This is a genomic window from Shewanella bicestrii, assembly GCF_002216875.1.
In the GTDB taxonomy this organism is placed as follows: domain Bacteria; phylum Pseudomonadota; class Gammaproteobacteria; order Enterobacterales; family Shewanellaceae; genus Shewanella; species Shewanella seohaensis.
In genome coordinates, this window is sequence record NZ_CP022358.1 from 1,494,350 (window position 1) to 1,518,763 (window position 24,414).

Consider the following 24,414-nt stretch of genomic DNA (forward strand, 5'->3'; position numbering starts at 1 on the left):
ATTTGCTAAGGCAAACGGGTAGTTTATCGGTTACTTCGATTTATGCTGATAGAAATCCACCTCTGCATCATCTGAATAACGGCGCTTAGTGTCCCTGCGACGTTGTTTTACGCGTTTGTTTTTTTGCTTACCTTTGACGTTATCGCCCCATGGCGCATCATCGTCGTCAAATTCATAGGAGTGTGACATGGTCAAAATTCCAAAAATACCTGTGCCATTCTCAGCACTCGATCTTTTTACCCAAAGGCGAGATTAAGCTAAAGCGAAATATTTCATCACTGATGGTGAAAAGTTTTGTCCAAGAAGGGGGGATAGGTCTCGATGGAATTGGGTTGGCGATTTTACGCCGCAATCTAGGGTTTATCTTGATGATTATTAAATGATTAAGATAAAAAGCGCCTTCATATTGTGCGGAGGCAAAAAGAATGGCACTCAAGGGATGAGTGCCAAGTTCTGATAAAAAAATAAGGAGTTAGTGCTAGTGATTGCGCTGCATGCGCGCCACAAACATTCCATCTGTATTGGCTTCGAAGGGCCACACGGTCAACATTTCTGTTTGTTCGCCGGTAAAGGGATGGCGGATTGGCACTAGGCTGAATTCGGGATGTTGTTGTAAAAAGGCGGAAACCACTTGCTCATTTTCAACGGGTGACAATGAGCAAGTGGCATAGATTAAGCTTCCGCCCACTTTTACCGCTTTGCTGCTGCGGCTTAAAATATCCAGTTGGAGTGCTGCTTTATCAGTGACGGTCTCGATGCTGTCGAGCCAGCGCATATCGGGATTGCGGCGCCATGTGCCCGTGCAGCTACAGGGGGCGTCGACTAATACCCCATCAAAATGGTTGGCGTCGACTGGCAGTGCATCACTGCGCCAGCGCGCAATACTGATACCATCAAACTTTGCTCGTTGGGCACGTTTGCTGAGTTCTTCTAAGGCGTGGGCGCGAATATCCGATGAGACAATGCTGCCCACGAATGGATTGTGCTTAGCCGTGGCCGTTTGCATCAGTGATCGCAATTGCAGGGTTTTTCCGCCTGCGCCACTGCAGGTATCCCACCAGTGTTGCCAAGGCTCTGGAGCGCATATTTGACCTATCACTTGCGAGGCTAAATCTTGGATCTCGATTTTGCCTTCTTTATAGAGTGATATTTCATTGAGATTCATGCTCTTAGTGCCAAGGTTTATGGCATCTTCAAAATAGAGGCTGAGGCTTGCATCTATCTCAAGTGCTTGCAGTTGTTTGACTGCTGTTTGGCTGTTGATTCCCTGCGCACGTCCCCAAATCGGTGGACGGCTAGACATGGCTTCGATGAGATTTGGACGCAGCTCTGGCGCAATTGGGCATACTTGCCAAAACCATTCGGGTAATAAATCTGTGAGTTCGAAGGACACTTGGGGAAATTGCTGCCGTACCAGTGCCAATTTATCCGTTAAGCTGCTAACGCTAAGGGATTGAAGTTGTTGATAATCAATCGGCGATTGGGCGAGCCCATGCCAGGCACTGGCGATATCCTGCCATGGATGGGCTTCGATTAAGGCACTCGCGCTGAGCATGGCAAAAAATTGTGGCGCCTGTTGATGTTCGCCTGTGGCTTTAAACCAGCCCCACCAACGGAACAGGCTAAATAAGGATTCGCGGATCACTTTGCGATCCTTAGAGCCGTGCTTTTTATGTTCCCTAAAGTAGTTCGCGAGAACTCGGTCGGCGGGTTGCTTGGTGTTTAAAATCTCATCAAACAATAACTTAATGGTATTGGCATAACTTAATCCGCGTTTTTGCGCGAGGGTTTGTGGTTCGATATTCACTGTAGATGCCATGGTTGCTGATGATAAGCCGTTTGGATTGCCCATAAAGTTAGCCTGAAAAGGGGCTCGGCCGAGTGATGTGCATCCGATGGGATGAATATGGCCAAGCAAATCAATAAGTGGCGCAGAGTGTAGCAGTTTTACGTATCGCTAGCAGTAAAAAAGCCCCAATGCTGAGTTGGGGCTTGATGGGAAAAACGAATGCGCGAGAGGATAGGATGACCTACTTAGTCACCATCTTCTGGATTTGCTTAGCACGTTCTTCATCACTCAAGACCGAAGGCGGCGGTGTCACTATGCCTTTTTGGCAAGCGGGTCTTAGGGCTAACTCATCTAACCAACGTTGTAGGTGAGTGAGTCCTTCCATATTGATGCCGCTCCATTCATGGATGCGCACCCAAGGCCAAGTCGCGATATCGGCAATGGTGTACTCTTCACCGGCCAGATACTGATGCTTGGCTAACTGGGTATTCATTACCTCAAACAAACGTCGACCTTCTTTTTGGTAACGTTCAATAGCCGCAGGGATTTTTTCGGGGAAGTAACGGTAAAACACGTTAGCTTGACCCATCATTGGACCAACACCGCTCATTTGGAACATCAGCCATTGAATGACCTGCGAGCGTTTTTTAGGATCGGCAGGCAAAAACTTACCCGTTTTTTCAGCCAGATACAGAAGAATCGCGCCGGACTCGAACACCACAAAGTCATCGTTATCTCGGTCGATAATGGCGGGAATACGGCCATTAGGGTTAATGGCCAGAAACTCAGGCTGCTTCTGTTCGTTAGTGTTGAAATCTAACTTATGCACTCGATAGTCGAGACCCATTTCTTCGAGCGCGATGGAAATTTTAAAACCGTTCGGGGTCGCGGCGGTATATAAATCAATCATAGTTATCCCTTAAGTCTTAACTGGTTAATGCTTAATCTGGCTGCCCAACAGGGCATCGCTGTCAGTTTTTCGGGGTAAGCGACACTATTGCAGGGCGCTGGGCCACTGTCGCAAACCAAGCTTGAATATGGGGCAGAGTGTCATCCACCAGAATATCTAAGTTTTTAATAAAGCTAATAAAAACGTAAGCAGAAATGTCGGCAATCGTATAGTTATCGCCCGCAACATAGCTTGATTTGGCTAATTGTTGGTCTAAGGTCGGTAGGAAGTCAATGACCCGTTGGCGTGATTCTGCGCCCCAGGCTTCGACACAATTTTCCCTGTCTTTGTAGATACCCGTTAGGTTTCTAAAGGCTTGAAAACCTGCGGTAAAACCTTGTAACTCAATGATACGTTGCCACATTTCCACTTTAGCGCGCTCCAGTGGCGTGTTACCAAATAAGGAAGTGTCACTCGGATAGATCTCGTCGAGATAACGGCAAATAGCGACGGACTCACAGATATGGTTGCCATCATCGAGTTCGAGCAGGGGAATGCGCCCGTTGACACTTTTGGCTTTGAATTCAGGGTTAAGGTTTTCACCGCCGCGAATGTCCACACTCACTCGCGGAATGTCGATGCCTTTTTCTGCGAGGAAAATACTCACGCGTCTTGCGCTTGGCGTTGGGGCTAATTCATAAAGCTTCATGCTCTTTCCTTCTATTAATCTGTAAGTTTGGCCAAATAGGGCTTTAACGGAACGATCGGTTAGGATAGAATTTACGCCATATCTAAACGGTCAGTCAAGAATGTTTTTGCCCTATGATATTCCGTTTAATGTAGGCATCAATGTAGGTTTGGACCATGGCACGCAGTTGTAATTTTGATAGACAAGAAAAGCTCGTTCAGGCGATGGAGCTGTTTTGGCGAAAGGGATTTGCCGAGACCTCGATTGCCGATCTGGTCGAACACTTAGGGATTAATCGTTTCAGCTTGTATAACAGTTTTGGCGATAAGCAGAGTTTGTATCGCGAATCCCTGCGCTTTTATCTCGACCACTATTCCTTCGGCGCGAAAGAGCAAATCCTGCACGCACAGGCAGGGCTGAGTGAAATCTTGACCTATTTAGCACGATTTGTGGCCTTGCAGCGCGAGCAAGAGTACGGCTGTTTTATGCAGAATGCGGTGATGGAAAAATGCCTCGACGATGACTGCGTGCAGCAGGAGTGCCAGCGCTTATTTGCCCAGTTACAGAGTAATTTCGCCGATGTATTAGGCTACAGTCAGCGACAGGGTGAGTTGTCTCAATCGGTTCAGCCTGAGTCGCTCGCGGCATTTTTAGTGCTTCAATTACAAGGGATTAGAGTGTTAGGCAAGGCGAAGGAATACGCGCTGTTGGATAACGCATTTGAGGTATTAAGTGAATACCTTAAGAGTCTCGCGTTGACGCCCCTAAAGCCCGTCGATGTGAAATAGGACGTAGGCTAAACCGATAAGCATGAGGCCAAGGCAATACTTGGCATCATCAACTGTAAAAACTTACGCAACCACTTATACAGAAACCTAAAAGTCCAATTCGAGGGCAAAGCACAAGTAAGCCATCAATTGGCTACAGTGGGCGAATTGTTCGGCGCAGTAGCGGGCGGCATCGGCTTGGCAGAGCCGTTCAAAGGGGATTGGCTTTAGCGCAATAAAGTCCTTACGTTTGAGCTCGTCCAGCATTGGGTGATGTTTATCGAATCCTTTAGGAGGGCGTGTCAAACTATCACCATCCATCATAAATCCTTGATTGGTTAAGATGTGCAGCGCTTTTTTATAGCCGTTGGGGTTTTCATCAATACAAGTCCGAATCGCATTCAGCACCTTGGATTCGGGATGCCAAATACCGGCGGCAATAAAACATCCATCCTCGGCAATATGTAAATACAGCCCTGGTGCATGCACATCTTTACCCTGAAAATGCCGAAACTGGATCCCCACATTGGTCTTGTAGGGTGTCTTGTCGTTGCTAAAACGACTATCGCGCTGTGGACGCATTAAGCTGCCACCGACTTTTTTGGCAACCGCCGTTAATCTTGGGGAAATAGCAACAATATCAGGCTGAATTTGCTCGATAAAACGCAGTGCAGGGGTTCTGACCTTATTTTCATATTCTTCCTGATGGGCTTTAAACCAGTCGCGGGAGTTATTGAGCGCCAGCTGTTTGAGAAAATCTAAGCTGGCGGCCGTAAATGCCAACTCGGTTTGGGGTTGTGCGGTTAGCTTAGTCATGTGCATAAAACCTTTGAGGTGCTTGAGATTGGAATTCCGATCGTTAATCAAAACAGGCTAGTGCGAGTTGAACAAAAGCGCCTGGATATTGCAAATTCTTCGAGCATTTCTCTGCCGTGACTATCAGGTTGCGATTTACATGTAAAGTTAGGTGAGAATAATTCTCATCTTTAACTTTGATGCCTATAATGCCGCCCTATTTTTTACACTAGGTAATAGGGGATGGGGAGATGGGATATCAACCTAAGAGCAGGATAGCGAAAATAATGATGGGTTGTGCGGGTTTGACGGTATTGCCTGCGTTGCCACTCAATGCCAAGGAGGTATTGGGAGCGCCTAAGGTCGAGCCCATCGAGATATTACAAGTACATGGCCAGCAATATCGCCGAGCGACCACTATGACTAAGCCGGGTGAGGCGATCATCTCGATGGAGCAAATTGAAGAGATGCAAGCGACCACATTTGCCGAAGTCATCGATGATATGGCCGGTGCCCATGTTGATGGTGGGACTCGCAGTGGTGGCGAGCGCATTAACGTATGGGGATTTGGCGAAACCGAAGATTTTAACATTTATGTCGATAACGCCCCCGTGGGATTTGAGCAGTATCGCTATGGTTCGTTCTTCTTAGATCCCGATTTAATCAAGCGAGTCGAAGTGATTAAAGGGGCCCACGATGTCCGCTCGGGTAACGGCGGTTTTGGTGGCTCCATGTATGTAGTCACAAAATCTGCAGATGATTTTTTAAATTACAATCAAAGTGTTGGCACAAGAGTTAAAACCAGTTACGCCAGCAATAACGACGCCAAAAGTTACACCGGAACCCTTTATGGCCGAGCGAATCGACAACTTTCAGGCTTGTTGCATATCACTCGTCGTGATGCGGGGGATGTGACGCTCGCTAATGGTGATGAATTTGAATACTCAGGTTATGAGCAAAATAATTACCTCGGCAAACTGGATTATGAGCAGGGCGATCATCAATTTATGTTGAGCCTGACCCATTATCTCGATGAAGGCCGAAAGCCTTGGGCCAATCGCCGTGGTCCTATGCCCGCGATTTCTGACTACAACATCCGTAAATATGGTTCCTATGAGCAGGCGCTCTATGCCACCACGGCTTACAACACCTATGAAGACAATACTTGGTCGGCGAATTATCGCTATTCACCGAGTAATCCTTTAATTGATACCCAGATTGTGATTTCCCATTCGGCGAATGCGCGCCATTGGATCAGGCCGCCAATTGCGTGGGAGAAGATGACTGTCTCCGTCGGCAACTTCGGCCATGAATCTTGGCTGGATTACAAACGTGACTACATTGACATCAACAACTTAAGTGTTATTGGGGATCATGAGATCACCACAGGGTTGCAGTTCCGTAGCCTCGATAGGGATTCAATGGTCTTTAACAAAAGTTATGAGAAAAATCCTGAGAAAAACTACGGTTGGTACACCCCTTACTATCAGCCAGAAGGGCGTCAGGATACCTATGCAGTGTATTTGCGCGATGCGATTAGTGTGACGGATGAACTAACTATCACCCCTTCACTACGGTATGACTTTATCTATAGCATTGGTCGCCCCAACATTGCCCCCGATTACAACGATATCGAGGCAGGGCACGACTACAGTTCGACCCACCATTCGGGCTTTTCACCGCGATTGGGTATCGACTACCAGTTAACTGCTAATACTCGAGTGAATTTCGATTACGCCTACAGCTTACAGGCGCCAGTGGTCGATGAAATCTATGCGGTGCAATACGCCAAGGCGAGCATTACCGGCACGAGTCGAGATATTGATGTTGAGCGTCTGCACGCCTTTAAACTGGGCTTGATGACGCAGCAAACCCATCTTTTTGCCGCCCAAGATACGCTTTCAACCCAAGTGACCCTCTTTGCTAACTTGGGGCGGGATGATATTGCCCAGCGCCGCGGGGCAAAGTCCGACCCAAATCAAGCGATTCAAAGTGGTTACACCAATCTTGACGGCTATGAGATCTACGGCGCCGATCTTGAGTCCCAGTACCGTTATCAGGATTTCTTCAGTGACTTAGCCGTTTCTTGGTTACAGGGCGAGCATCGGGGATCGCTCAGAGACAGCCAAGGCGAGGATGAATACCTTGCTAACATTGCGCCGCTGGATATTCGCCTGCGTGTGGGCATGTACATTACCGATGACATTTCAGTCGCTTGGCAAGGTACTTGGTACGATGCGCAGGATAATGTGCCTCAGGGGGATATCTTTAATGCTGAGTCCCCAAGTGAGAATTACTTCTTACAAAATATATATTTAGCCTACGAGCCTCAAGATACCCTGAAAGGGCTAAGCGTGCGCTTAATGGCAAAAAATCTGACGAACCAGCAAGTGACGCCGTTTCTGTCGGATGGCATCCCCGCGCCGGGGCGAGATATCAGACTCAGTTTAGCTTATGAATTTTAAGGATTAAATGGCAATTTCAAGGATGGGTAAACAGATAACTCATATAAAAAATAGGGTTATCTTGCCTTCCCCCCTGCCGTGAAAAGCCAATTTATGGCATAATCCGCGTTTTATTACGCATGTAGACAGAAAAAATGACTGAAAATGAATTGCTAACTCGCTGTGGCGGCAAATGTGAACTCTGCGCAAGTGACGTCGAACTCTCTATTTATGACTTACCGGCTTCCGATGGTCATGAAAACGAGATCATGATTTGTGAAAATTGCAGCAGCCAAATCGCAGCGCCGGATACCATGGACATGAACCACTGGCGTTGTCTGAACGACAGCATGTGGAGCCAAGTCCCGGCGGTTCAAGTGATGTCATATCGCATGCTGAAACGCCTAAGCAGCGAAAGCTGGGCGCAGGATTTACTGGATATGCTGTATCTGGAAGAGGATTTACGCGCTTGGGGCGATGCCGAAGTGGCTGCCGCGAGCGATGATACACCTCCGACCTTAGACAGCAACGGTGCGGTACTGAACGCTGGCGATACCGTTGTTATCATTAAAGATCTCAACGTTAAAGGCACCAGCTTTGTGGCAAAACGCGGCACAGCGGTTCGTAATATCTCGTTGACCAACAATCCAGAGCATATCGAAGGCCGTGTGAATGGCACTCGCATCGTGATCCTGACCTGCTTTGTGAAAAAGTCGTAAGTCACTATCACTAAAGCTTGTTTGAACACTTAACCGCCCAATTTGTATCAATTGGGCGGTTTTTTTTATGCAGAATGTAATCTTATCTGCCCACGAAAAGCCTGCGCATATACAAATCGTTTAATTAGGCGATAAAATGTGTGGCATGTGAAGAATCTTTATATAGAGATAAAGCTATGGTAAACGACTCGCAATCACCCGATGCAAAACAACAGTCGACTTCCGCTAAAGATGGATTAGATAACATCCTTGGGCAGTGGCAGGCTCAAGGGGTGACAGAGGATCTAGTGCCAATGGCGGTGTTAGGGCGCATCGCGCGCCTGACCAAATATATGGAAAACGCCATCGCCCTGTGCCACGGCGAATTTGGCTTAGGTCAGGGGGAATTTGATGTGCTCGCGACCCTCAGACGTTCGGGCGAGCCTTATATGCTATCGCCTTCGCAGCTGTATCAGAGCATGATGTTAAGCTCTGGCGCTATGACCAGTCGCTTAGACCGGCTTGAAAATAAAGGGCTGATTGCCCGTGAGCACAGTAAGGAAGATCGCCGCGCCGTGCATGTGTCGCTCACCACCGAAGGCAAGGCGTTGATTGATGCGGCGCTGCCCAAACATATTCAATGCCAAAGCGCATTATTGGCAGGAGTGCCGAGTGCCGAGCGCGAAACATTGCAGCAGATTTTAAAGACGTGGCTTGCTCACTTTGAACGTTAATCGACCCAGTTTTTGGGGACGAGAGACAAAGTGTTGTATGGCGTCTTAGGGATAGCATCAGGGAGTGACTATGGTAAAAAAGCGCGAAGCGTTTGAAATTGAAGGCAAGCGAGTCATTGCGGGCACGCAAATGGGGATAAAACTTCCCGCCGCTAAGCTCTATACCGATACCCAACTCGATATTCATGTTGAAGTGTTCCATGGTATCAAACCTGGCCCGACACTGTTAGTCTGCGCTGCCATCCATGGCGATGAGCTCAATGGCATAGAGATCTGCCGGCGCTTGCTTGGGCGCGTCAATCCTAAGAATTTAGCCGGCACCCTGATTGTGGTGCCTATAGTCAATGTGTTTGGTTTTATTCAACAATCCCGTTATCTCCCCGATAGGCGTGACCTCAATCGTTGTTTCCCCGGCTCGAGCAAAGGTGCGCTGGCGAGTCGTTTAGCCAACCTTTTTGCTACCCAATTATTAGTGCACGCAACCCATGTGATTGATTTACATACGGGTGCTATTCATAGAGATAACTTACCGCAGATCCGCTGCGATACCAGTGATGCAACCATGTTAGCCATGGCCAATGCCTTCGGCGCGCCACTTATCATGCACTCCAAGGCGCGTAGCGTGTCGATGCGTGGCTATGCGAATCAGCAGGGTATTCCCTGTATTTTGTATGAGGCGGGCGAGGCGCTGCGCTTTAGTGAACTGGCGATTAAGTCGGGTCTTAAGGGCGTACTCAATGTGATGCGCAGCCTTGATATGCTCAAGGGGCGAGTCAGTAACAAGGTCGCCAGCGTGAGTGCGATTCGCAGTTATTGGGTTCGCAGTGAGTCCGATGGTTTAGTGAATATGAAGCTTAAACTCGGGCAGCGGGTCAATAAGGGGTATATCATCGCCCATATTGTGAGTCCGCATGGGGGCGATAGCGTAGCCATTCGCGCCCCCACCGATGGCATTATCATTGGGATCAGCAATATACCTGTGACCAACGAAGGTGAGGGCATGTTCCACATTGCGCAGTTCGAGGGGGATGAAATTGAAATCGCCAACGAACAACTCGATGAATTTTTAATGGAATACGCCTGATATTAACTGTGCCATAGCTTTACAGCCAATAGCCCAATGAGGAGTCAAATGAAGACTGTTAACGTCGGTAATAAACAGATTTGCCCGAGTAAAATTCTTTGTATTGGGCGTAATTATGTCGACCATATCCACGAGCTGGGTAATGACATTCCCGAAGATATGGTGGTGTTTTTCAAGCCCAACTCGGCGATTAGCACTGTGCTGCATGCTGAGCATTTAGGCGAAGCGCTGCACTATGAAACTGAGCTGTGTTTTATCTATCAGCAGGGGCGTTTTAGCCATGTTGGGGTCGGGTTGGATCTCACTAAGCGAGAGCTGCAAAGCAAACTGAAAGCCAAGGGATTACCCTGGGAAAAGGCCAAAGCCTTCGATGGCGCGGCGTTATTTAGTTCCTTTGTCGCTATCGATGATGCCAGCGCGGCATTTGAATTTAGCTTAACGATCGACGGGGCGTTAACCCAAGCGGGCCATATTGAGTTAATGATCTATAACCCGCAGACGATTCTAGAAGAATTACAACGCTTTACTACCTTGGAAGATGGCGACATGGTGATGACAGGCACCCCAAAAGGCGTCGGCATCATCGCGCCCAATCGGGTATTTAAGGTGGCCTTAGGCCTAAAGGATGCGTCACACCCAACGCCCTTGGTCGAATGTGAATGGCAAAGCCAGTAATGCAATGACGGCGCCCTCAGCATCGGCTCATCAGGCAACTACTGAGCAGGCAATCAACCCCCTTTGGCAATATTTGCTCGCCTTAGGGGCCGAGCCTGAGCATTTAGCGCCGCTACTCAGTCAAGCAAGGGCGCTTTCATGTCAGACTGGCGAGTGCTTGTTACCCCAAGGCGAGCACCAAACCTTTGCCTATTTTGTGGTGGATGGCATAGTGCGCGCTTGCCACTATACCCAAGAGGGCAGTGAGCGCTGCAAGGAGTTTTACTTCGAAGGTGAGCTTTGTTTCTTATATCGCAGTTGGTTAAAGCAGGATCTTGCGCCCTATCAGCTAGAAACCGTCAGTGCTTGTCGGTTAGTACAAATGCCACTTGCCGTGTTAAATGAGCCATCGATGCAGCGAGTGCAACTTTCGCTACTCAAACAGCAATTATTGTATAAAGAACAAAAAGAAGCCTTTTTGCTGCTCAACACACCAGAGCAACGTTACTTACATTTACTCGAGCATTTTCCCCTCTGGGTTAAACGGTTAACCCATGCGCAACTGGCTAATTATATTGGCATTACCGCGATTAGCCTGTCGCGGATCCGTAGACGTTTGCAAGATTCAGTATAAACAGCCATCCAATTAACTTAAGTTAATGCGCTTTTAGGTCATCCCCTGCATGCTCCTCGGCTATCAGTCTGAGTCACAGTGGAATGTATTGGCTTATTTCATAGGCCGATATCGAACCCTAAAGGAGCCTATCTTGAGTGCTTTTACCCTGTCGCAACTATTGGTGGCAATCGCCATCGTTTTCGATTTGATCTCGTTTCAATTTAAGGCGCGTGAGCACATCGTCGCCTGCTTATTCGTGTCGGGCATCTTAATCTCCATCCATTTTTGTTTATTGGCACAATGGACGGCCGCAGGGCTAATGGGGATTGCCAGTGTGCGTTACCTCACCAGTATTTTTACGACGTCTAAAAAGGCCATGTGGGGTTTTAGCGGGGCGGCGGTGCTGATGAGCGGCTTGACCTACAGCGGGCTTGTGAGCGTGATAAGTTGTATTGGTACACTGTTTCAAACCCGCGCCGCCTTTTGTCAGACGGATAAAAATCTGCGCTTATTGATGATAGTCGGCACCAGTTTTTGGTTGTGCCACAATATTTTAGTTGGCTCGCCCGTGGCGGTATTGATGGAGCTGCTGTTTATTGGCAGTAATCTCGTGGGGTATTACCGCCATTATTTTCGAGGACAATTACGCTCATCCTGAAGGAAGGCTTAGATACCTGCCACGGCTTCCATATCTAGCTCGATATCGGTACAGCCCTTAGGGCAAAAAATACCCGCGGCTTGGTCGGCTTTAGCCGTCTCCGGCAAGATAACTTTGAGGGTTTGATTGCAGCTTGGACATTGCACAGGCTTGCCTTTAAAGACCCGTTTAATCAGGTTTTTCTGTTCATTAAACGAGTTTGCAGTGCTTTGGTTTAACACGGCAAAAGGGCTAGTCGATGCATTGGTCATAGGCAATTAGATCCTTAAGGATTCAACAGGGATTAACGATTTACTGTGGGGCTACGCAAGGACTTGCCTATCCACCAGAGTGGGGATTATAGCCTGAGTTGGAGCTGGATGGAAAAGCGCAAATCGGCTTACTCATCTGAGCGATGAGCAAGCCGAGGGCATCGATTTATGACTTAGGCTTAAACTTATCTTTCTCCAAGTTCAGTTTTTTCATTCTTAGGTACAGCTTCTTACGTGGGATCCCTAAGTAATTAGCGGCGTCTGTTACCCTGCCTGAACACAAATACAGAATGTTCTCAATCACTTGCTTCTCATAGGCATCGACGAGTTCATCGAGCGGTGCCTCGGGGGCTTGCACTAATTTAAGGGTTTCTTCGCCGGGGAGTTTGATTATGCCAACCGCATAGAGCTCGGCGAGGTTTCGCAGTTCGCGGATGTTTCCTGGCCAATGGTGGCGCTTGAGGATCTCTATGTAATTTAAGTCAATTTTAGGGATAGGGATGTCAAAGCGCTTACAGCTTTGGCTCAGGAAGTTACGGAATAGGGGAATAATATCGCTCTTACGTTCAGCCAAGGTGGGCAATTGGATCCGAGCCTGTGAGAAGTAGTAATAGAGTTCGGGCAATAAAGCGCCGGTTTTGACCTCATTGTCGGGATTAGTATCGAAGATACAAATGGTTCTATGGCTTTTGGTGTTGAGTCTTTCTTGATCCAGCAGGCGAGTACATAGCCAGCGTTGATGGTCATGGCTCAGTTGAGTCAATGAACGCAGCACTAAGGTGCCATTTTGGACTTTGGCAATGCTGGCCTCTAACTCGGTTAAGCTGGGGTACTCTTTACAATCATGGATGATTAAGCTGTTGTTTTTATGTTGACTTAAGCTATGAAGCACGGAAGCGACTAAATGGCGGCCCGTGCCGATTTTCCCCTCAATCATCACATCTTTATCGATTCTGGCAATCTGGCTCAGTTGCTGGCGGATCTGGTTGATTTGCTCGCTGGTGCCAAAGAGGTGCTCCTTAAAGGTGCTCGAAATCGCTTCCCGCTGTTCAATGATCCCTTGGCGGATCTGTTGTGCGCGCTTGAGCAGCTGTAAAAATTGCGCCGAATCGAGGGGTTTTTCGAGAAAATCGAATGCCCCCCGTTTAACCGCCTCGACCGCAAGAGGAATATCACCGTGGCCAGTGATCATGATGACGGGGATTTCGGGATCGATTTTTTTCACTTCGTTGAGTAAATCCATGCCATTCATCGCCGGCATATAAATGTCTGAGACGACCACCCCATTCCAATGTTCATTGAGTAGGGTAAGGGCCTTAGTCGGCGAGTGGGTTCCCTTAGCGCTGTAGCCCGAAAGCTGCAACAAATGACGGTATGCCGTCAGTACATCCTCATCATCATCGACGAGTAGCACGGTAAAGGGCGTCGAATTTTCAATCGGCATTGCGGAACTCCAAAATAATCATAGCGCCGCCATCTAAGTGTGATGCCAGATAAATGTCAGCGTTAAAACGTTCGAGAATCGAGCGGCAGATGCTCAATCCTAAGCCTAGACCAACGGCCTTGGTGGTGGTAAAGGGGGTGAAAATTTGCGGTAAAATACTTGGCGCAAATCCCGGCCCATTGTCGTAAATGGCCAGCGTCAGTTTGGCTGCGCTTTGTTCAAGCACAGTCACATAGATATGTTTATCGGTCTGGCTTGCGGTGGCATCCATGGCATTAATCAGAATGTTGAGCAACACTTGTTCGACTTGAACCGCATCCACTTGGATAAGATATTCTTTAGTTAACTCATTATGAATGATGATGTTTTCGTTTCGCGCGCGGGTTTCGACCAGTACCAGCGCGTTATTCACCAGTTGATTGATATCGATACTGACGCTCTCCACCTGCGTGGGGGACTTGCGCGCAAAGTTACGGATAGCCGAAATAATTTTTGCCATCCTAAGGTTCATCTTTTCCGTCTTGCCTAGCATCTCAGTAAGTAACTCGAGTTGATTGGTCTCAAGCGCCAAGCGGCAACTGTACAAATAGGTGCTGACGGCCGACAACGGCTGGTTTAACTCATGGGCAAGGCTGGTCATGGTTTGGCCGACCGCCGCCATTTTGGCCGCTTGGATAAGGTCCGCCTGCGCTTGATGTAAATGCGCTTCCGCCAGTTTGCGTTGCTCAATTTCTGCGGTTAACTCTTGGTTTTTCACCGTGAGGTTTAAGGTTCTGTCCGCCACTAAGCGTTCGAGTTCGCGGGTGTTTAGCTCCTGTTTAGTGATGTCGGTAATCGTCACCATATACTTGGCTTGGCGGGCGTGTTCGAAAGCCTGCAGGTGAAAATGTAAGTACTGCGGCGCGTTATGTTTCACTAAATTAAGGATGCATTCACTTTGTCCTGTCCGGCTCAATTCGCTATCGGCGGCGAATTGCGCCAATAATTGTGGTTGGCAAGCGGCAGGGAACGCCTGCCATAGGGTCAATTGCGGCGCGAGCGTGCTCAGACTCAATAATTGCAATGCATGGGGGTTAGCCGATTCGATTTCGCCATTGGGATGGCAGGTGATCAAGCTGGCTTGAGCGTTATTGATCAGCGTCAGCGCATTGCTTTTGACCATGGCTTGCATATCGACACAGAACTGCCGTAAACAGTCTCCCATGTGGCCAATTTCATCTTTTCCTTGGGTGGTGATTGGCCAATCTAAATGGCCGTCTGCCACATTTTTCAGGTCAATTTCGAGGGTGTTGAGGCGCTTTAATACCCGTTGGCGGATAAGCACAGTCAGCACTAATACACTGATCACAATAGAGATGATAGAGATAAGCACAATTATCAATTTGCCATTGATGATCATCGACTTAGTGTTGGTGTTGAGGGAGTTAAACGCTTGGCTCGATTGTTCGAGTGTCGCAATATTTTTGAGGTGAAATTGGGTTAACACTTGGGTTAAGGGGTCGGCTAATTGGGATAATGCCAACTGCGCCTGGGTATCCAATTTAAGTAGTCGGATCAATTCACCATTAGAGCTAATCAGGGTGATGAGATTCTTCATGATCTGTCTATGGCTGATTGTCGAAGGGAAGCTGGTGAGTTTCTCCACTAAGGTTTCGATTTCAGCGATTTTTTGATCCAGATATGAGAAGGCACTGGTTAATTCCCGGGTGTATCTCTGGTCAATAATCTCATTCACTAGGGTAAATAGCTCAGTCTCCTTGGTGGATAACTCCTGCAGAATAAAGAACTCATTCATCAGGGCATTCGGCGATAGGTTATCGACAGGGTGCGAGAGTAACCGAGTGACGTGCCACTCGACTTCCTGCATCAAAGGTGTCATCTCATCATTCAAATCCTGATGCAACCAAGTGATACGTTTTTGAAGGTTATCAAGCTCTTGGCTATAGGCTATTTTTTGCTTTAACAATGTGTCCTGTTGTTCAATTAAACGGGAAAAGTGCTCAAGTGCCAGCCGTTGCTCTGGGAGTCGTTGGCGGTCGGGGTTGCTGCTGATATAGGCTTGCTTAATCGTGTCGATTTCATTTTTTAAATCGTTCTCAAAATTTTGATAGCCGAGTTCATCATTTATTTTATAACTGTTCGAGATAATGCTTTGCAGGTTTCCACTAGAGCGTTCGAGCATATAAGCGCCATTTAACGGTGGCAGACTGTGCTCGACAATATGATTGATTTTATTACTCAGTTCTTCCCAAATGAGCACTGTCGTAATACCAATAAATAGATTTAAGAACGTCATGCTCGCAAAGGCGAGCATTAATTTGCCGCCTAGGGATGTGGGTATTTTAAAATAATTCGTTTTCATCGTTTTTGGGACGCTAGGCTATTCATTAAACTAATGGCTTGGTCTAATTGTGATTCACTTTCTTTACGCCATTGGTACATTATTTGTTCTATTTCGGTGGCGTGTTTATATTCATTCGCCTGCCGAATAAATTGATGTTGTAACTGTAATGATTCCGTTTCATTAATCGGCACCGCGCTGGCTAATTGCCGCGCTTGCTTGATGATATTTTGCTCATCTGGCGAAATATTATTTGTGGCTTCTGCCTGATGGATCAATTTCCAGGCGAGCTGCAGTTTAGGTAATTGATAGGTAATGACTTGATCAAATAAGGCATTAATAATAGTTGCCCGATTAAATAATAGGTCTTCATTTATCACGGGGTGGGAGCTTTGTGCTAGGCTGGCATCCGTGAGCGAGTGTTTAGCAATGGCGCTGGAGCTGATCAGGGTTTGGCCATTGTTAGAGAGAAAATATTGAATTAGCTTCGCAACATTGGCTTTATTTCGGCCGCGGGGAGTGACTGAAATATAGGTCGGTAAAATCACCGTGTTGGGTAAATAGTTAAAATCCGTAAAGGGAAATTTATTTTTTGCATCAATCGCATAGCTATCAATCACCACCCCAGCCCCCACGAGTCCGCGGGAGATAGATTCACTCACCCCAAAGCTTCTGGCCGAAACTGAGGCCAAATTGCCGCCCACTTCACGCAGTAAGGCCCAGCCCTGTTGCCAACCTTTTTGCTGCAATACCCCTTCGACCATCATGTGTGTGGTGCCCGAATTGTTAGGGGTGCTCATCATGATATGCCCAGAAAATTGTGCTGCCGCCAGGTCTTTCCAGGTGTGGGGTATGGGTAAGTTGTTTTTCTCCAGATAGCGCTGGTTATACATGATGGTGATGCCTGAGTAACCTAACGCAATGGTTTTATTGCTCTTTGTTAGGTCATGCACAGTTAACCAAGCTGGCATCTCGTACTGCTCTAAGGGGGCGACAATCAGTCCCTCATTATCTAAGTCATGGAAGAAGGTTGGACTGGAGGAAATGATCATATCAACCGGATTGATTGATGATTGTTGTACCCACTTTAGGGCAGGGCCTGTGCGGCGGTATACCACTTGAATGGGAATATCGGGATTTAACTGTTTGAATTCTTCAAACAATGCTCCCATTGGTTCTTCAGAAAATGTGGTTAATACCACTATAGGTTCGGCCGCTCTGGCGGAATGAACAAATACGCTTAAGCAGAGGCTAGCGCACAGCAATAATAGTGACCTTGAGATGTTAATTTTTATTTTCTGTCGTGGATTTTTTGTCGCCACTTTAATGTCACTCATACCTTTCACACCTTAATTGGTGACTCAACTCGCATATTTTTTAAATTTTTAAATTCTTACTTTGCGACGGTTGAGTCAAATTTGACTCGATTTTTTGGGGTTTGAAATAGCTTAAGTCATCTTTATCGATTTCGCTTTGTACTAACACATAGGAATTAGCTTTCTAAGGACGAGTTTGTGTCAAAACTAACCCGTTTTTACCAATTTGTTGCGAGTCTGACTGGGTATTAGTGTGTCTGTGAAAATGATGTTACATCGGGTTTTGGTATGTGCATCGTTATTTTTTGGCTAACTAGACTTCCAACTGTTGGAGCAAGCTATGATAAAAAAATTCTTCCAAACCGGTGCCGACCGACCAATTATGGACGAAACGCCCGAAAAAATTCGTTCGATTTATAAAAAATACCAGTGGCAAGTTTTTATTGGCTTAGTGTTCGGCTATGCCATGTTTTATGTAGTGCGTATGGCGTTGAGTGTGGTGAAAAAACCTATGCTCGACTCGGGTATAGTGACCATTGAAGAATTGGGCTTAATGGGCTCTGCGTTCTTCTTTACCTATGCCATAGGTAAGTTTTCCAACGGTTTCTTAGCGGACTATGCCAACATTGGCCGCTTTATGTCTGTGTCGCTCATGCTTTCCTCCATTACCTGTATGGCCATGGGGATGGGCGTTGCCGGTTTATTCTTCGTGATCCTGTGGGGGATGAACGGCTGGTTCCAATCTGTGGGCTCTGCGCCTTCATGTGTGTCGATTTTCCAATGGTATTCGCCTAAACAGCGGGGCAGTGTGTATTCCATTTGGGGCGGTTCACGTAACATTGGTGAAGCCATCAGCTGGATTTTAACGGCATCATTAGTCAGTTTCTTCGGTTGGAAGATAGGTTTTGTCGGCGCAGGTATTGCTGCATTTGCCGCCGCAGCCTGTATGTTAGTCCTGTTAAAAGACCGCCCACGTACCTACGGTTTACCCGATCCTGCAACGGCATATGGCGAAGAACCTGAATCAGTAAAAGGCCATGATCCCGCCGCTATTCGTAAGGCGCAATTCTTTGTATTAAGACAACCAGTGGTTTGGATTATCGCCTTAGCTTGTGCGGCGATGTACTCATCACGTTATGCCATGAGTTCATGGGCCGTGTTGTACCTGCAGTCAGAGAAGAACTATTCCCTGATCGACGCGGGTGTGGCTATGTCTTCTTACCCCATCGCGGGATTCTTCGGCGCCATCCTATCTGGGGTGATTTCAGACAAAATCTTCAATGCTAACCGTCACATTCCGACCTTCTTATACGGTCTTGCCAATATCATAGGTATGAGCTTGTTATTCTGGGGTTCTGATAGCCGCATGATGGATGCCTTCGGCCTAGGTTTAATCGGCTTCTCTATCGGTGGTCTGGTGGTGTTCCTCGCTGGTTTAACGGCCTGTGACTTAATGCCTAAAAACGCTGTTGGTGCAGTTAAAGGCTTTATCGGACTGTTCTCTTATCTCGCAGCCTCTATACAAGAGATTGTTTCTTCTAAATTAATCCTGGTTACTGAAGTGGCTGGTGTTAAGCATTATGACTTCGGTAGTGCGCAATATTTCTGGATTGGTACTTCCGTACTCTCGATTGTGCTGGCCGCTTCGGTATGGCGGGCGAAAAAAGTCACTGTCGTTGATTGATTAGCCTGACGAGGTCATGGCTAATCACCATGACCTCTTTAAAAGCGTTTCTTCTCAATCATTAATCTCAAACTAAGTAAGAGAAACACGATGAAAAAAGTCATATTAACCGCTTCAGTGCTTGCTGTGTCTTCATTACCTGTAATGGCCGATGAGTCACCCGCAGTCTATGGTCGTCTGGATTTATCCGTGTCCCATTCCGAATTAGGTTCAACCGTTTATAGCGGTACCAGTGGCGTTGATGTGGGGGAAAGCGGCACCTATCTTGAAAACAATTCTTCCAATATTGGCGTTAAGGGTAAATCGGCACTCAGTGATGGCATTAATGTCATCTACAAGATGGAGTTTGGCGTTAACAACACCTCTAATCGGGCGAACGATTCCAGCAAGGTATTCTCGGCGAGAAATACTTACCTAGGTGTCGAAACGGCCTACGGCACCTTGCTTGTCGGGCGCAATGATACGGTTTTCAAAACCGCCGAAGGCAAAGTCGATATTTTTGGAACGACCAATGCGGATATTAATCAATTGGTCTCTGGGCAGACGCGTAGCGCCGATGGTATTTGGTATTACTCGCCTAAGTTATTCGGCCTGATGGATATTAACGCAACTTATTTATTACAGGATAACTATGGCGCCGATAATGAGCTGTATGCCCTAAGTACCACGCTTGGGGATAAAGATCTTAAAAAGGCGCCTTATTATGTTGCCGCCGCCATCAATAAAGGGATCGCCAATATCGATGCCTATCGGTTTGTAACCCAAGTTAAGTTTGGCGACATGAAACTGGGTGGGATCTTTCAACATACCGAAAGCTTAAAATTTTCCAATATGGAGGGTAACTCCTATTTCATTAACGCCACCTACGACCTCTGGGGCACCACATTAAAGGCCGAGTTTGGCCAAGACAACGCGGGTTTGGGCGGTTATTTTTCTAAGCTCGTTGGCCCAAATGAGCAGATAACGGATGTGGATATCAGCCAATTAACCCTTGGCGCAGAGAAAAAATTGACCAAATCGACCCGTGTGTATACCCATTACGCTATGTATGAGGGTGAGTATCAAATGTCTGGCATTACCCAAGACATTGGCGACGATAAGGTATTCACAGTCGGTGTTCGCTACGTTTTTTAAGCGTTTCCGTTTTGTAAGCGTTTCAACTCAAGCCGAGTGCGTTAGCAAATAGACACTCGGCTCACTTTCCAACTTAATGGCGCAGTAGAGGTGATTAAATTGGCCAATCTATATTTAATTAGTCAGGGAGACGCAGCAGTAGAAGCATTCCAACCGTCAGTACCTTCTCAGGCAACCTTGTCCAGCCTTGGGGAGGTGCATGTGAATATGCTGGCGCACTCCTTAAGGGACACACGTTTTGAGATGGTGTATGCCTGTTCTTCACCCTTATCGATGGAGACGGCTGAAATCTTAAACAGAAATAGAAAGCGCGCTATCTCTGTAATCAAACGATTAGCCTTAGCCGATTTTAAGTCCGACTTTGACATTAACGGCGAATGCTTTGATTTATCCCTGTGTATTTATACTATGATGGCGCAATCCCGCGGCTTTTGTTCTTCCATCCATGCGCAATTGAAAATAGTCGAAAAACGCCTGTTAGAGATTGTCGAAAATATCGGTGCCTTATACAAAGGCAATGTGCTTATTGTGATGGAACCCTTGATGGTGAAGTTATTGACGAACCATTTCTTAAGCGAGCAAAACGTTGAAACTAAGTGGAATTCCATCCGGCCAGCCAGTTTGAGCATCTTACATTCCGATGCCAAGGGATGCCATTTGATCCTCAATAACGATATCTCCCACTATCAATGCCAAAGTGTTGCCTAAGGCATTGGTAACATTAGACATTGGCAAAATACGCATTGACATCATTTATCTGATTTTTAGGTTATTACATTGACTAGCAAAACGATTTATTTATTACGCCATGGGCAAACACAGTTTAATGCAGAGCTACGTTTGCAGGGACATTGCAATTCGCCGCTCACCGAACTCGGTGAGTTACAGGCGAAAACCGTGGGTTATGTATTGAGTGAGTATGTTCAAGAACCACAGGACTGGGCATTTTATGTGAGCCCCTTAGGACGAGCGGTGCAAACCGCCGAAATCATTTGCCAACAAATCGGCTTTCCCGTTGAACGTCTACAACAAGATGAGCGGTTAAAGGAGCTTGGTCTAGGTGATTGGGAGCAGCAGCGCGTGCCCGAAATCAAGCAAAACCAACCTGAGTTAAATGCGCTGGCCGATTGGTATACCTATGCGCCGAATGCGGAGACGTTCGCCAGTATCAGTGAGCGCATTCAAGATTGGTTGCAGGATCCGACCGTGCCGGAGCGGGTGATCATCGTATCCCATGCCTTGTCTGGCGCAGTGTTCCGCGGGATTTACGCTAATCTGGATTATCAGGCGCTATGGTCGCAGGAGATGCCGCAGGACGCCTTTTTTAAGCTTGAAGATGGCAAGGTGACCAAAATTCAGTGCCTATGAGTGGAGCGGGCAAGATTAGCTGAACTTAACCTGACAAATTGCCAAATAGTGTTATTTTTTTACACTTTTCCCGCTCCGCTTTGACTCAGTATCTGTAATACTGCTCCGACATTCACAGAGCTTGAGTTAGGTAAAAAGCGCGAGTAAAGCGCATTGGGGGAGCGGATGAGTATGTTTGTTAAATTAACGATAGCGGCGACTGTCCTTGTGCTCAGTATTCTAGCCGCGGGCATTTATCGTTTTAACATGACCAATGATGATATCTACATGGTCATGGAAGATGGACAAGTACTGCAATACGATGAGGCCATGGCGCAGGCCGATGCGAAGGCAAAAGCCAAAGAGGCGGCATTATCTTCCAGCGAAGATGCCATCGAATCTGTGGTGCCAAGTGAGGTCAAACCGGTGGCGAATGCCTCCGAGGTGATGCTGAAACTCTTTAGTTTGAATACGGCCAATCCCTTTGAAGTAAAGCTGCCCGATAGCCAACTGCCAGTGGTATTGACGCACTTTATTAAAATCAAGCAAACGGAATTTGCGCTGGGGGATTATCAACAAGGTGAAGAAAAGGGTCGGGTATTGCTGGATTATATGCGGATTACGCCGCTTAATTTTGACCCAGCATTAGAGCCTGATACCCAAAGCGATGCGCCATTGCAGGACGATCCTAAGCAGCAAACCATGCCTTTTGTGGCGCCTTATATCGTCACGAATCAAGGTTCGGGGGTATTTTGGTACCTTGGCTTGTTTAGCTTAGATTATGCTCAAAATCGATTAGTGCACTTAGGCAGTGTGTTTATTGGCGATCGTATCGAAGTCGATAATATCGAGCCTGTGTATCCCTTTGAGGCGCCATATAAAGTCGCCATCACCTACCGTGACAGGGCGGCGGGCCAACCTATGGCAGAGGAGCCTAAGGTGGCGAAAACCCTTGAAGTCGGTGTGAGTGAGTCGGAAATCAAAGCACTGCATTAGGTTTATATCTGGGCTTATGCTAAGTTAATTTTACCTCAGCTACGGCTGAGGTATTTATTTCACCTAGCGGCTGGGAAAGCTAAGGTTTTGGCATAAAGCATAAAATTAAAACAAGGAGCGAGTCATGGAAATGACCAAAGTCACGGGCAAATTTGATGTTAAGCTCAATCCCGAGAGTGCCTATGCCACAGGTGTAGGCGGGGTGAACTTGGGCAGAATGACCTTAGATAAAAGCTTTTATGGTGAGCTTGAAGCCCGCAGCCAAGGCGAAATGCTCAGTGCCATGACAGCGGTAAAAGGCTCGGCAGGATACGTGGCGATAGAGCAAGTCGTAGGTAAATTGTGCGGCAGGCAGGGCAGTTTTGTGCTGCAACATTTTGGCATTATGACCGATGGGCAAAACCGTTTACACCTTGAGGTTGTCCCCCATTCTGGCGCGGGTGAACTCGTTGGGTTATATGGCACTATGGCGATAAGCATCGAAAATGGCCAACATTTTTATGAATTTAGCTTCTGCCTCGAACAGGAAGCCGAAGCCTAAGGCATGATGAACATAACATCGCGCCAATAAAACAAAACCAGCCGAAGCTGGTTTTGTGGTTTTTGCCCGAGTGACTAATACCAACAGCTGAGTTACCAACAGCTGAGTTATCAAGAGCTGAATTAGCAAGGGCTGAATGGTCGGGACCATTATGAGGTTTTGACTTTGATTTTATCGACGACCTTTTTCACATCATCGGTATTTTTAGCAATGGTCAGGACTAATTGACGCTCGGCATCGCTAGCCACTTCACCCTGTAAGGTCACTACGCCATCGGCAACGTCGACGTTAATTTGGGTGCCCGATACGTCGGTCGAGAACAACAGACGGGTTTTTACGACCGTTGCGACCTTAGAGTCGGTTAAGGTCTTCACCACCTCATTGGTGCCTTCGTCTTCTTTCATCACGGTTAACTTGTTATCGACCCCTTTTACGCCATCTAAGCTTTTGATGAGCTCAGCGGCGAGCGCCTTATCGACACTGCTCTCCACTTGACCGGTTAAGGTGACATGACCGTTTTTCACGTCGGTCATAATGTCAAAGGAGTTGAGGTTAGTATTGAGCAACAAAGTCGTTTCGGCCTTGCCATCTAGCCAAGCATCTTTGGCATCGTCTTTCCAATCCTGTGCGGCGGCCACATTTAAACTGATAGAACCGACAAGTAAGGTGGTTAAAGCTAAAGTTGTCGTGTTTTTCATAATGATATCCTCCGTTGTTATCTCGAAGGAACTAAAGCGTGAATCGTGCCAATGTTTTTATCCTACTGATTTTAAATATAATTAATTGGATTGGCGCCCTGTTTTAGGTGTTTGGCTCAATCGGCAAATCGGCGCTTTTTACCGACAAAATGTAAATATTACCGAGGGTGATTAAGCGGTTTGGCTTAAGTGGGATAGGCGTTAAGCTCAAATAGATCGCAGGCAACAAAAACGCGGCTCTGTTAGCCGCGTTATTGGATGGCATGGCCGCCTTACTGGGCTTGGCTACGCAGGTGTAAGGTATCCAAATGGATTTGTAGCCAGGCAATATCCTCGGCCAATTGGCTGATTAACCTTGGGTGATTGGCTTTTTTAATTAGCTGTTTGAGGTGATTAAGGCGCTGACGCTCAAGCTCGCAGAGCACGGCGAGGGCATCGGCGAGTTGCTGTTTAATAAGTAAAGCATCGACATCGGCATAGGGCCGAGTCTGTGATGGAGGCACCGAATGCTGGCCCATTTGTTGTAATGATTGGGTGAGCAATTGCTTAAATCGCGCCAGCATCCCTTGATACGTCTTGATTTGGGCAATAAAAATGCGTTTAAGGCTGTAGTCATCGACAGTGGTATTGGCCCGAGTATAAAAATCCACGCCGGTTTGGGTCAGCTCGATTAACTCATTAACCAGCTTAATATCGGCGCTCAACTCGGTCTGATGTTGCGCAACATTAGACGTCATAACGACCTCCTGTGGTAGTTTGGGCTGCTCCGCCGACACGGATTGCCCAACATTTTATGGAAATTTCAGTTTCATTCAGCTTCTATGCATATTTCGTTCACTTTTTAAT

General features: G+C 47.1%; 26 protein-coding genes. 14 read left to right on the forward strand and 12 right to left on the reverse strand.

The window, feature by feature from the left end:
• Window positions 1–30: 30 nt before the first annotated feature.
• From CF168_RS06515 to CF168_RS06535, 4 genes are all read right to left on the reverse strand, one after another.
• Entirely contained in the window at window positions 31–189 is a 159-nt protein-coding gene (locus tag CF168_RS06515) for a hypothetical protein (protein ID WP_011626757.1), read from the reverse strand.
• Between the two features lie 289 nt (window positions 190–478).
• On the reverse strand, window positions 479–1,852 hold the full coding sequence (locus CF168_RS06525) for an RsmB/NOP family class I SAM-dependent RNA methyltransferase (RefSeq protein WP_089067365.1): 1,374 nt from the start codon (window positions 1,850–1,852) through the stop codon (window positions 479–481).
• A gap of 178 nt (window positions 1,853–2,030) precedes the next feature.
• A complete protein-coding gene (locus tag CF168_RS06530; protein WP_089067366.1) occupies window positions 2,031–2,699 on the reverse strand; it encodes a glutathione S-transferase family protein in 669 nt (222 codons plus the stop codon).
• Window positions 2,700–2,760: 61 nt separating this feature from the next.
• Window positions 2,761–3,387 carry a glutathione S-transferase gene (locus CF168_RS06535; RefSeq protein WP_089067367.1) on the reverse strand — a complete coding sequence of 209 codons (627 nt, stop codon included), beginning with the start codon at window positions 3,385–3,387 and terminating at the stop codon, window positions 2,761–2,763.
• Between the two features lie 155 nt (window positions 3,388–3,542).
• On the opposite strand from CF168_RS06535, the gene CF168_RS06540 reads away from it, so the two are divergent.
• Window positions 3,543–4,154, forward strand: a complete 612-nt coding sequence (locus CF168_RS06540; protein WP_089067368.1) for a TetR/AcrR family transcriptional regulator — start codon at window positions 3,543–3,545, stop codon at window positions 4,152–4,154.
• Between the two features lie 87 nt (window positions 4,155–4,241).
• Here CF168_RS06540 and CF168_RS06545 read toward each other — a convergent pair whose 3' ends face one another.
• Window positions 4,242–4,949, reverse strand: a complete 708-nt coding sequence (locus CF168_RS06545; RefSeq protein WP_089067369.1) for a DUF2461 domain-containing protein — start codon at window positions 4,947–4,949, stop codon at window positions 4,242–4,244.
• A gap of 230 nt (window positions 4,950–5,179) precedes the next feature.
• Between CF168_RS06545 and CF168_RS06550 the strand changes: the two genes are divergently transcribed.
• The 7 genes from CF168_RS06550 (at window position 5,180) to CF168_RS06580 (ending at window position 11,816) form a co-directional block, all read left to right on the forward strand.
• Window positions 5,180–7,393: a TonB-dependent receptor domain-containing protein gene (locus CF168_RS06550; RefSeq protein WP_089067370.1), complete on the forward strand. Its 2,214-nt coding sequence runs from the start codon at window positions 5,180–5,182 to the stop codon at window positions 7,391–7,393.
• Window positions 7,394–7,527: 134 nt separating this feature from the next.
• Window positions 7,528–8,091 carry a PhnA domain-containing protein gene (locus CF168_RS06555; protein WP_089067371.1) on the forward strand — a complete coding sequence of 188 codons (564 nt, stop codon included), beginning with the start codon at window positions 7,528–7,530 and terminating at the stop codon, window positions 8,089–8,091.
• A 176-nt stretch (window positions 8,092–8,267) separates the two neighbouring features.
• Entirely contained in the window at window positions 8,268–8,804 is a 537-nt protein-coding gene (locus CF168_RS06560) for a MarR family winged helix-turn-helix transcriptional regulator (RefSeq protein WP_089067372.1), read from the forward strand.
• Between the two features lie 70 nt (window positions 8,805–8,874).
• Window positions 8,875–9,888 (forward strand): succinylglutamate desuccinylase/aspartoacylase family protein, encoded by a 1,014-nt coding sequence (locus CF168_RS06565; protein WP_089067373.1) that lies wholly within the window; start codon window positions 8,875–8,877, stop codon window positions 9,886–9,888.
• Window positions 9,889–9,936: 48 nt separating this feature from the next.
• Window positions 9,937–10,563 (forward strand): fumarylacetoacetate hydrolase family protein, encoded by a 627-nt coding sequence (locus CF168_RS06570; RefSeq protein WP_089067374.1) that lies wholly within the window; start codon window positions 9,937–9,939, stop codon window positions 10,561–10,563.
• Window positions 10,564–10,567: 4 nt separating this feature from the next.
• On the forward strand, window positions 10,568–11,176 hold the full coding sequence (locus CF168_RS06575) for a Crp/Fnr family transcriptional regulator (protein ID WP_089068921.1): 609 nt from the start codon (window positions 10,568–10,570) through the stop codon (window positions 11,174–11,176).
• Window positions 11,177–11,309: 133 nt separating this feature from the next.
• On the forward strand, window positions 11,310–11,816 hold the full coding sequence (locus CF168_RS06580) for a YgjV family protein (protein ID WP_089067375.1): 507 nt from the start codon (window positions 11,310–11,312) through the stop codon (window positions 11,814–11,816).
• 8 nt (window positions 11,817–11,824) lie between these two features.
• On the opposite strand, the gene CF168_RS06585 is transcribed toward CF168_RS06580, so the two are convergent.
• The 4 genes from CF168_RS06585 to CF168_RS06600 all read right to left on the reverse strand — a co-directional run bounded on the left by CF168_RS06585 (window position 11,825) and on the right by CF168_RS06600 (window position 17,189).
• Entirely contained in the window at window positions 11,825–12,067 is a 243-nt protein-coding gene (locus tag CF168_RS06585; RefSeq protein WP_011626746.1) for a hypothetical protein, read from the reverse strand.
• Window positions 12,068–12,233: 166 nt separating this feature from the next.
• On the reverse strand, window positions 12,234–13,511 hold the full coding sequence (locus CF168_RS06590) for a sigma-54-dependent transcriptional regulator (protein WP_089067376.1): 1,278 nt from the start codon (window positions 13,509–13,511) through the stop codon (window positions 12,234–12,236).
• Window positions 13,501–15,825, reverse strand: a complete 2,325-nt coding sequence (locus tag CF168_RS06595; protein WP_240520068.1) for an ATP-binding protein — start codon at window positions 15,823–15,825, stop codon at window positions 13,501–13,503. Before CF168_RS06595 ends, CF168_RS06590 begins: the two co-directional genes overlap by 11 nt.
• Window positions 15,826–15,869: 44 nt before the next feature.
• A complete protein-coding gene (locus CF168_RS06600) occupies window positions 15,870–17,189 on the reverse strand; it encodes an ABC transporter substrate-binding protein (RefSeq protein ID WP_089067378.1) in 1,320 nt (439 codons plus the stop codon).
• A gap of 319 nt (window positions 17,190–17,508) precedes the next feature.
• On the opposite strand from CF168_RS06600, the gene CF168_RS06605 reads away from it, so the two are divergent.
• From CF168_RS06605 to CF168_RS06630, 6 genes are all read left to right on the forward strand, one after another.
• Window positions 17,509–18,852: an MFS transporter gene (locus CF168_RS06605; RefSeq protein WP_206191659.1), complete on the forward strand. Its 1,344-nt coding sequence runs from the start codon at window positions 17,509–17,511 to the stop codon at window positions 18,850–18,852.
• 90 nt (window positions 18,853–18,942) lie between these two features.
• Entirely contained in the window at window positions 18,943–19,986 is a 1,044-nt protein-coding gene (locus tag CF168_RS06610) for a porin (RefSeq protein WP_089067379.1), read from the forward strand.
• Window positions 19,987–20,085: 99 nt separating this feature from the next.
• Window positions 20,086–20,694 (forward strand): histidine phosphatase family protein, encoded by a 609-nt coding sequence (locus CF168_RS06615; protein WP_232015306.1) that lies wholly within the window; start codon window positions 20,086–20,088, stop codon window positions 20,692–20,694.
• Between the two features lie 69 nt (window positions 20,695–20,763).
• Complete coding sequence (locus CF168_RS06620) at window positions 20,764–21,354, forward strand: histidine phosphatase family protein (protein ID WP_089067381.1); 591 nt, start codon at window positions 20,764–20,766, stop codon at window positions 21,352–21,354.
• Between the two features lie 165 nt (window positions 21,355–21,519).
• Window positions 21,520–22,329: a hypothetical protein gene (locus tag CF168_RS06625; RefSeq protein WP_167373586.1), complete on the forward strand. Its 810-nt coding sequence runs from the start codon at window positions 21,520–21,522 to the stop codon at window positions 22,327–22,329.
• Between the two features lie 124 nt (window positions 22,330–22,453).
• Window positions 22,454–22,870, forward strand: coding sequence for a DUF3224 domain-containing protein (locus CF168_RS06630; RefSeq protein ID WP_086902346.1), 417 nt, complete (start codon window positions 22,454–22,456; stop codon window positions 22,868–22,870).
• Between the two features lie 149 nt (window positions 22,871–23,019).
• Here the strand turns inward: CF168_RS06630 and CF168_RS06635 are convergent, their stop codons facing one another.
• The 3 genes from CF168_RS06635 to CF168_RS06640 form a co-directional block, all read right to left on the reverse strand.
• Window positions 23,020–23,568, reverse strand: a complete 549-nt coding sequence (locus CF168_RS06635) for a BON domain-containing protein (RefSeq protein ID WP_089067382.1) — start codon at window positions 23,566–23,568, stop codon at window positions 23,020–23,022.
• A 103-nt stretch (window positions 23,569–23,671) separates the two neighbouring features.
• A complete protein-coding gene (locus CF168_RS22295) occupies window positions 23,672–23,833 on the reverse strand; it encodes a hypothetical protein (RefSeq protein ID WP_157705926.1) in 162 nt (53 codons plus the stop codon).
• A gap of 7 nt (window positions 23,834–23,840) precedes the next feature.
• Complete coding sequence (locus tag CF168_RS06640) at window positions 23,841–24,305, reverse strand: hypothetical protein (RefSeq protein ID WP_089067383.1); 465 nt, start codon at window positions 24,303–24,305, stop codon at window positions 23,841–23,843.
• Between the last annotated feature and the right edge of the window lie 109 nt (window positions 24,306–24,414).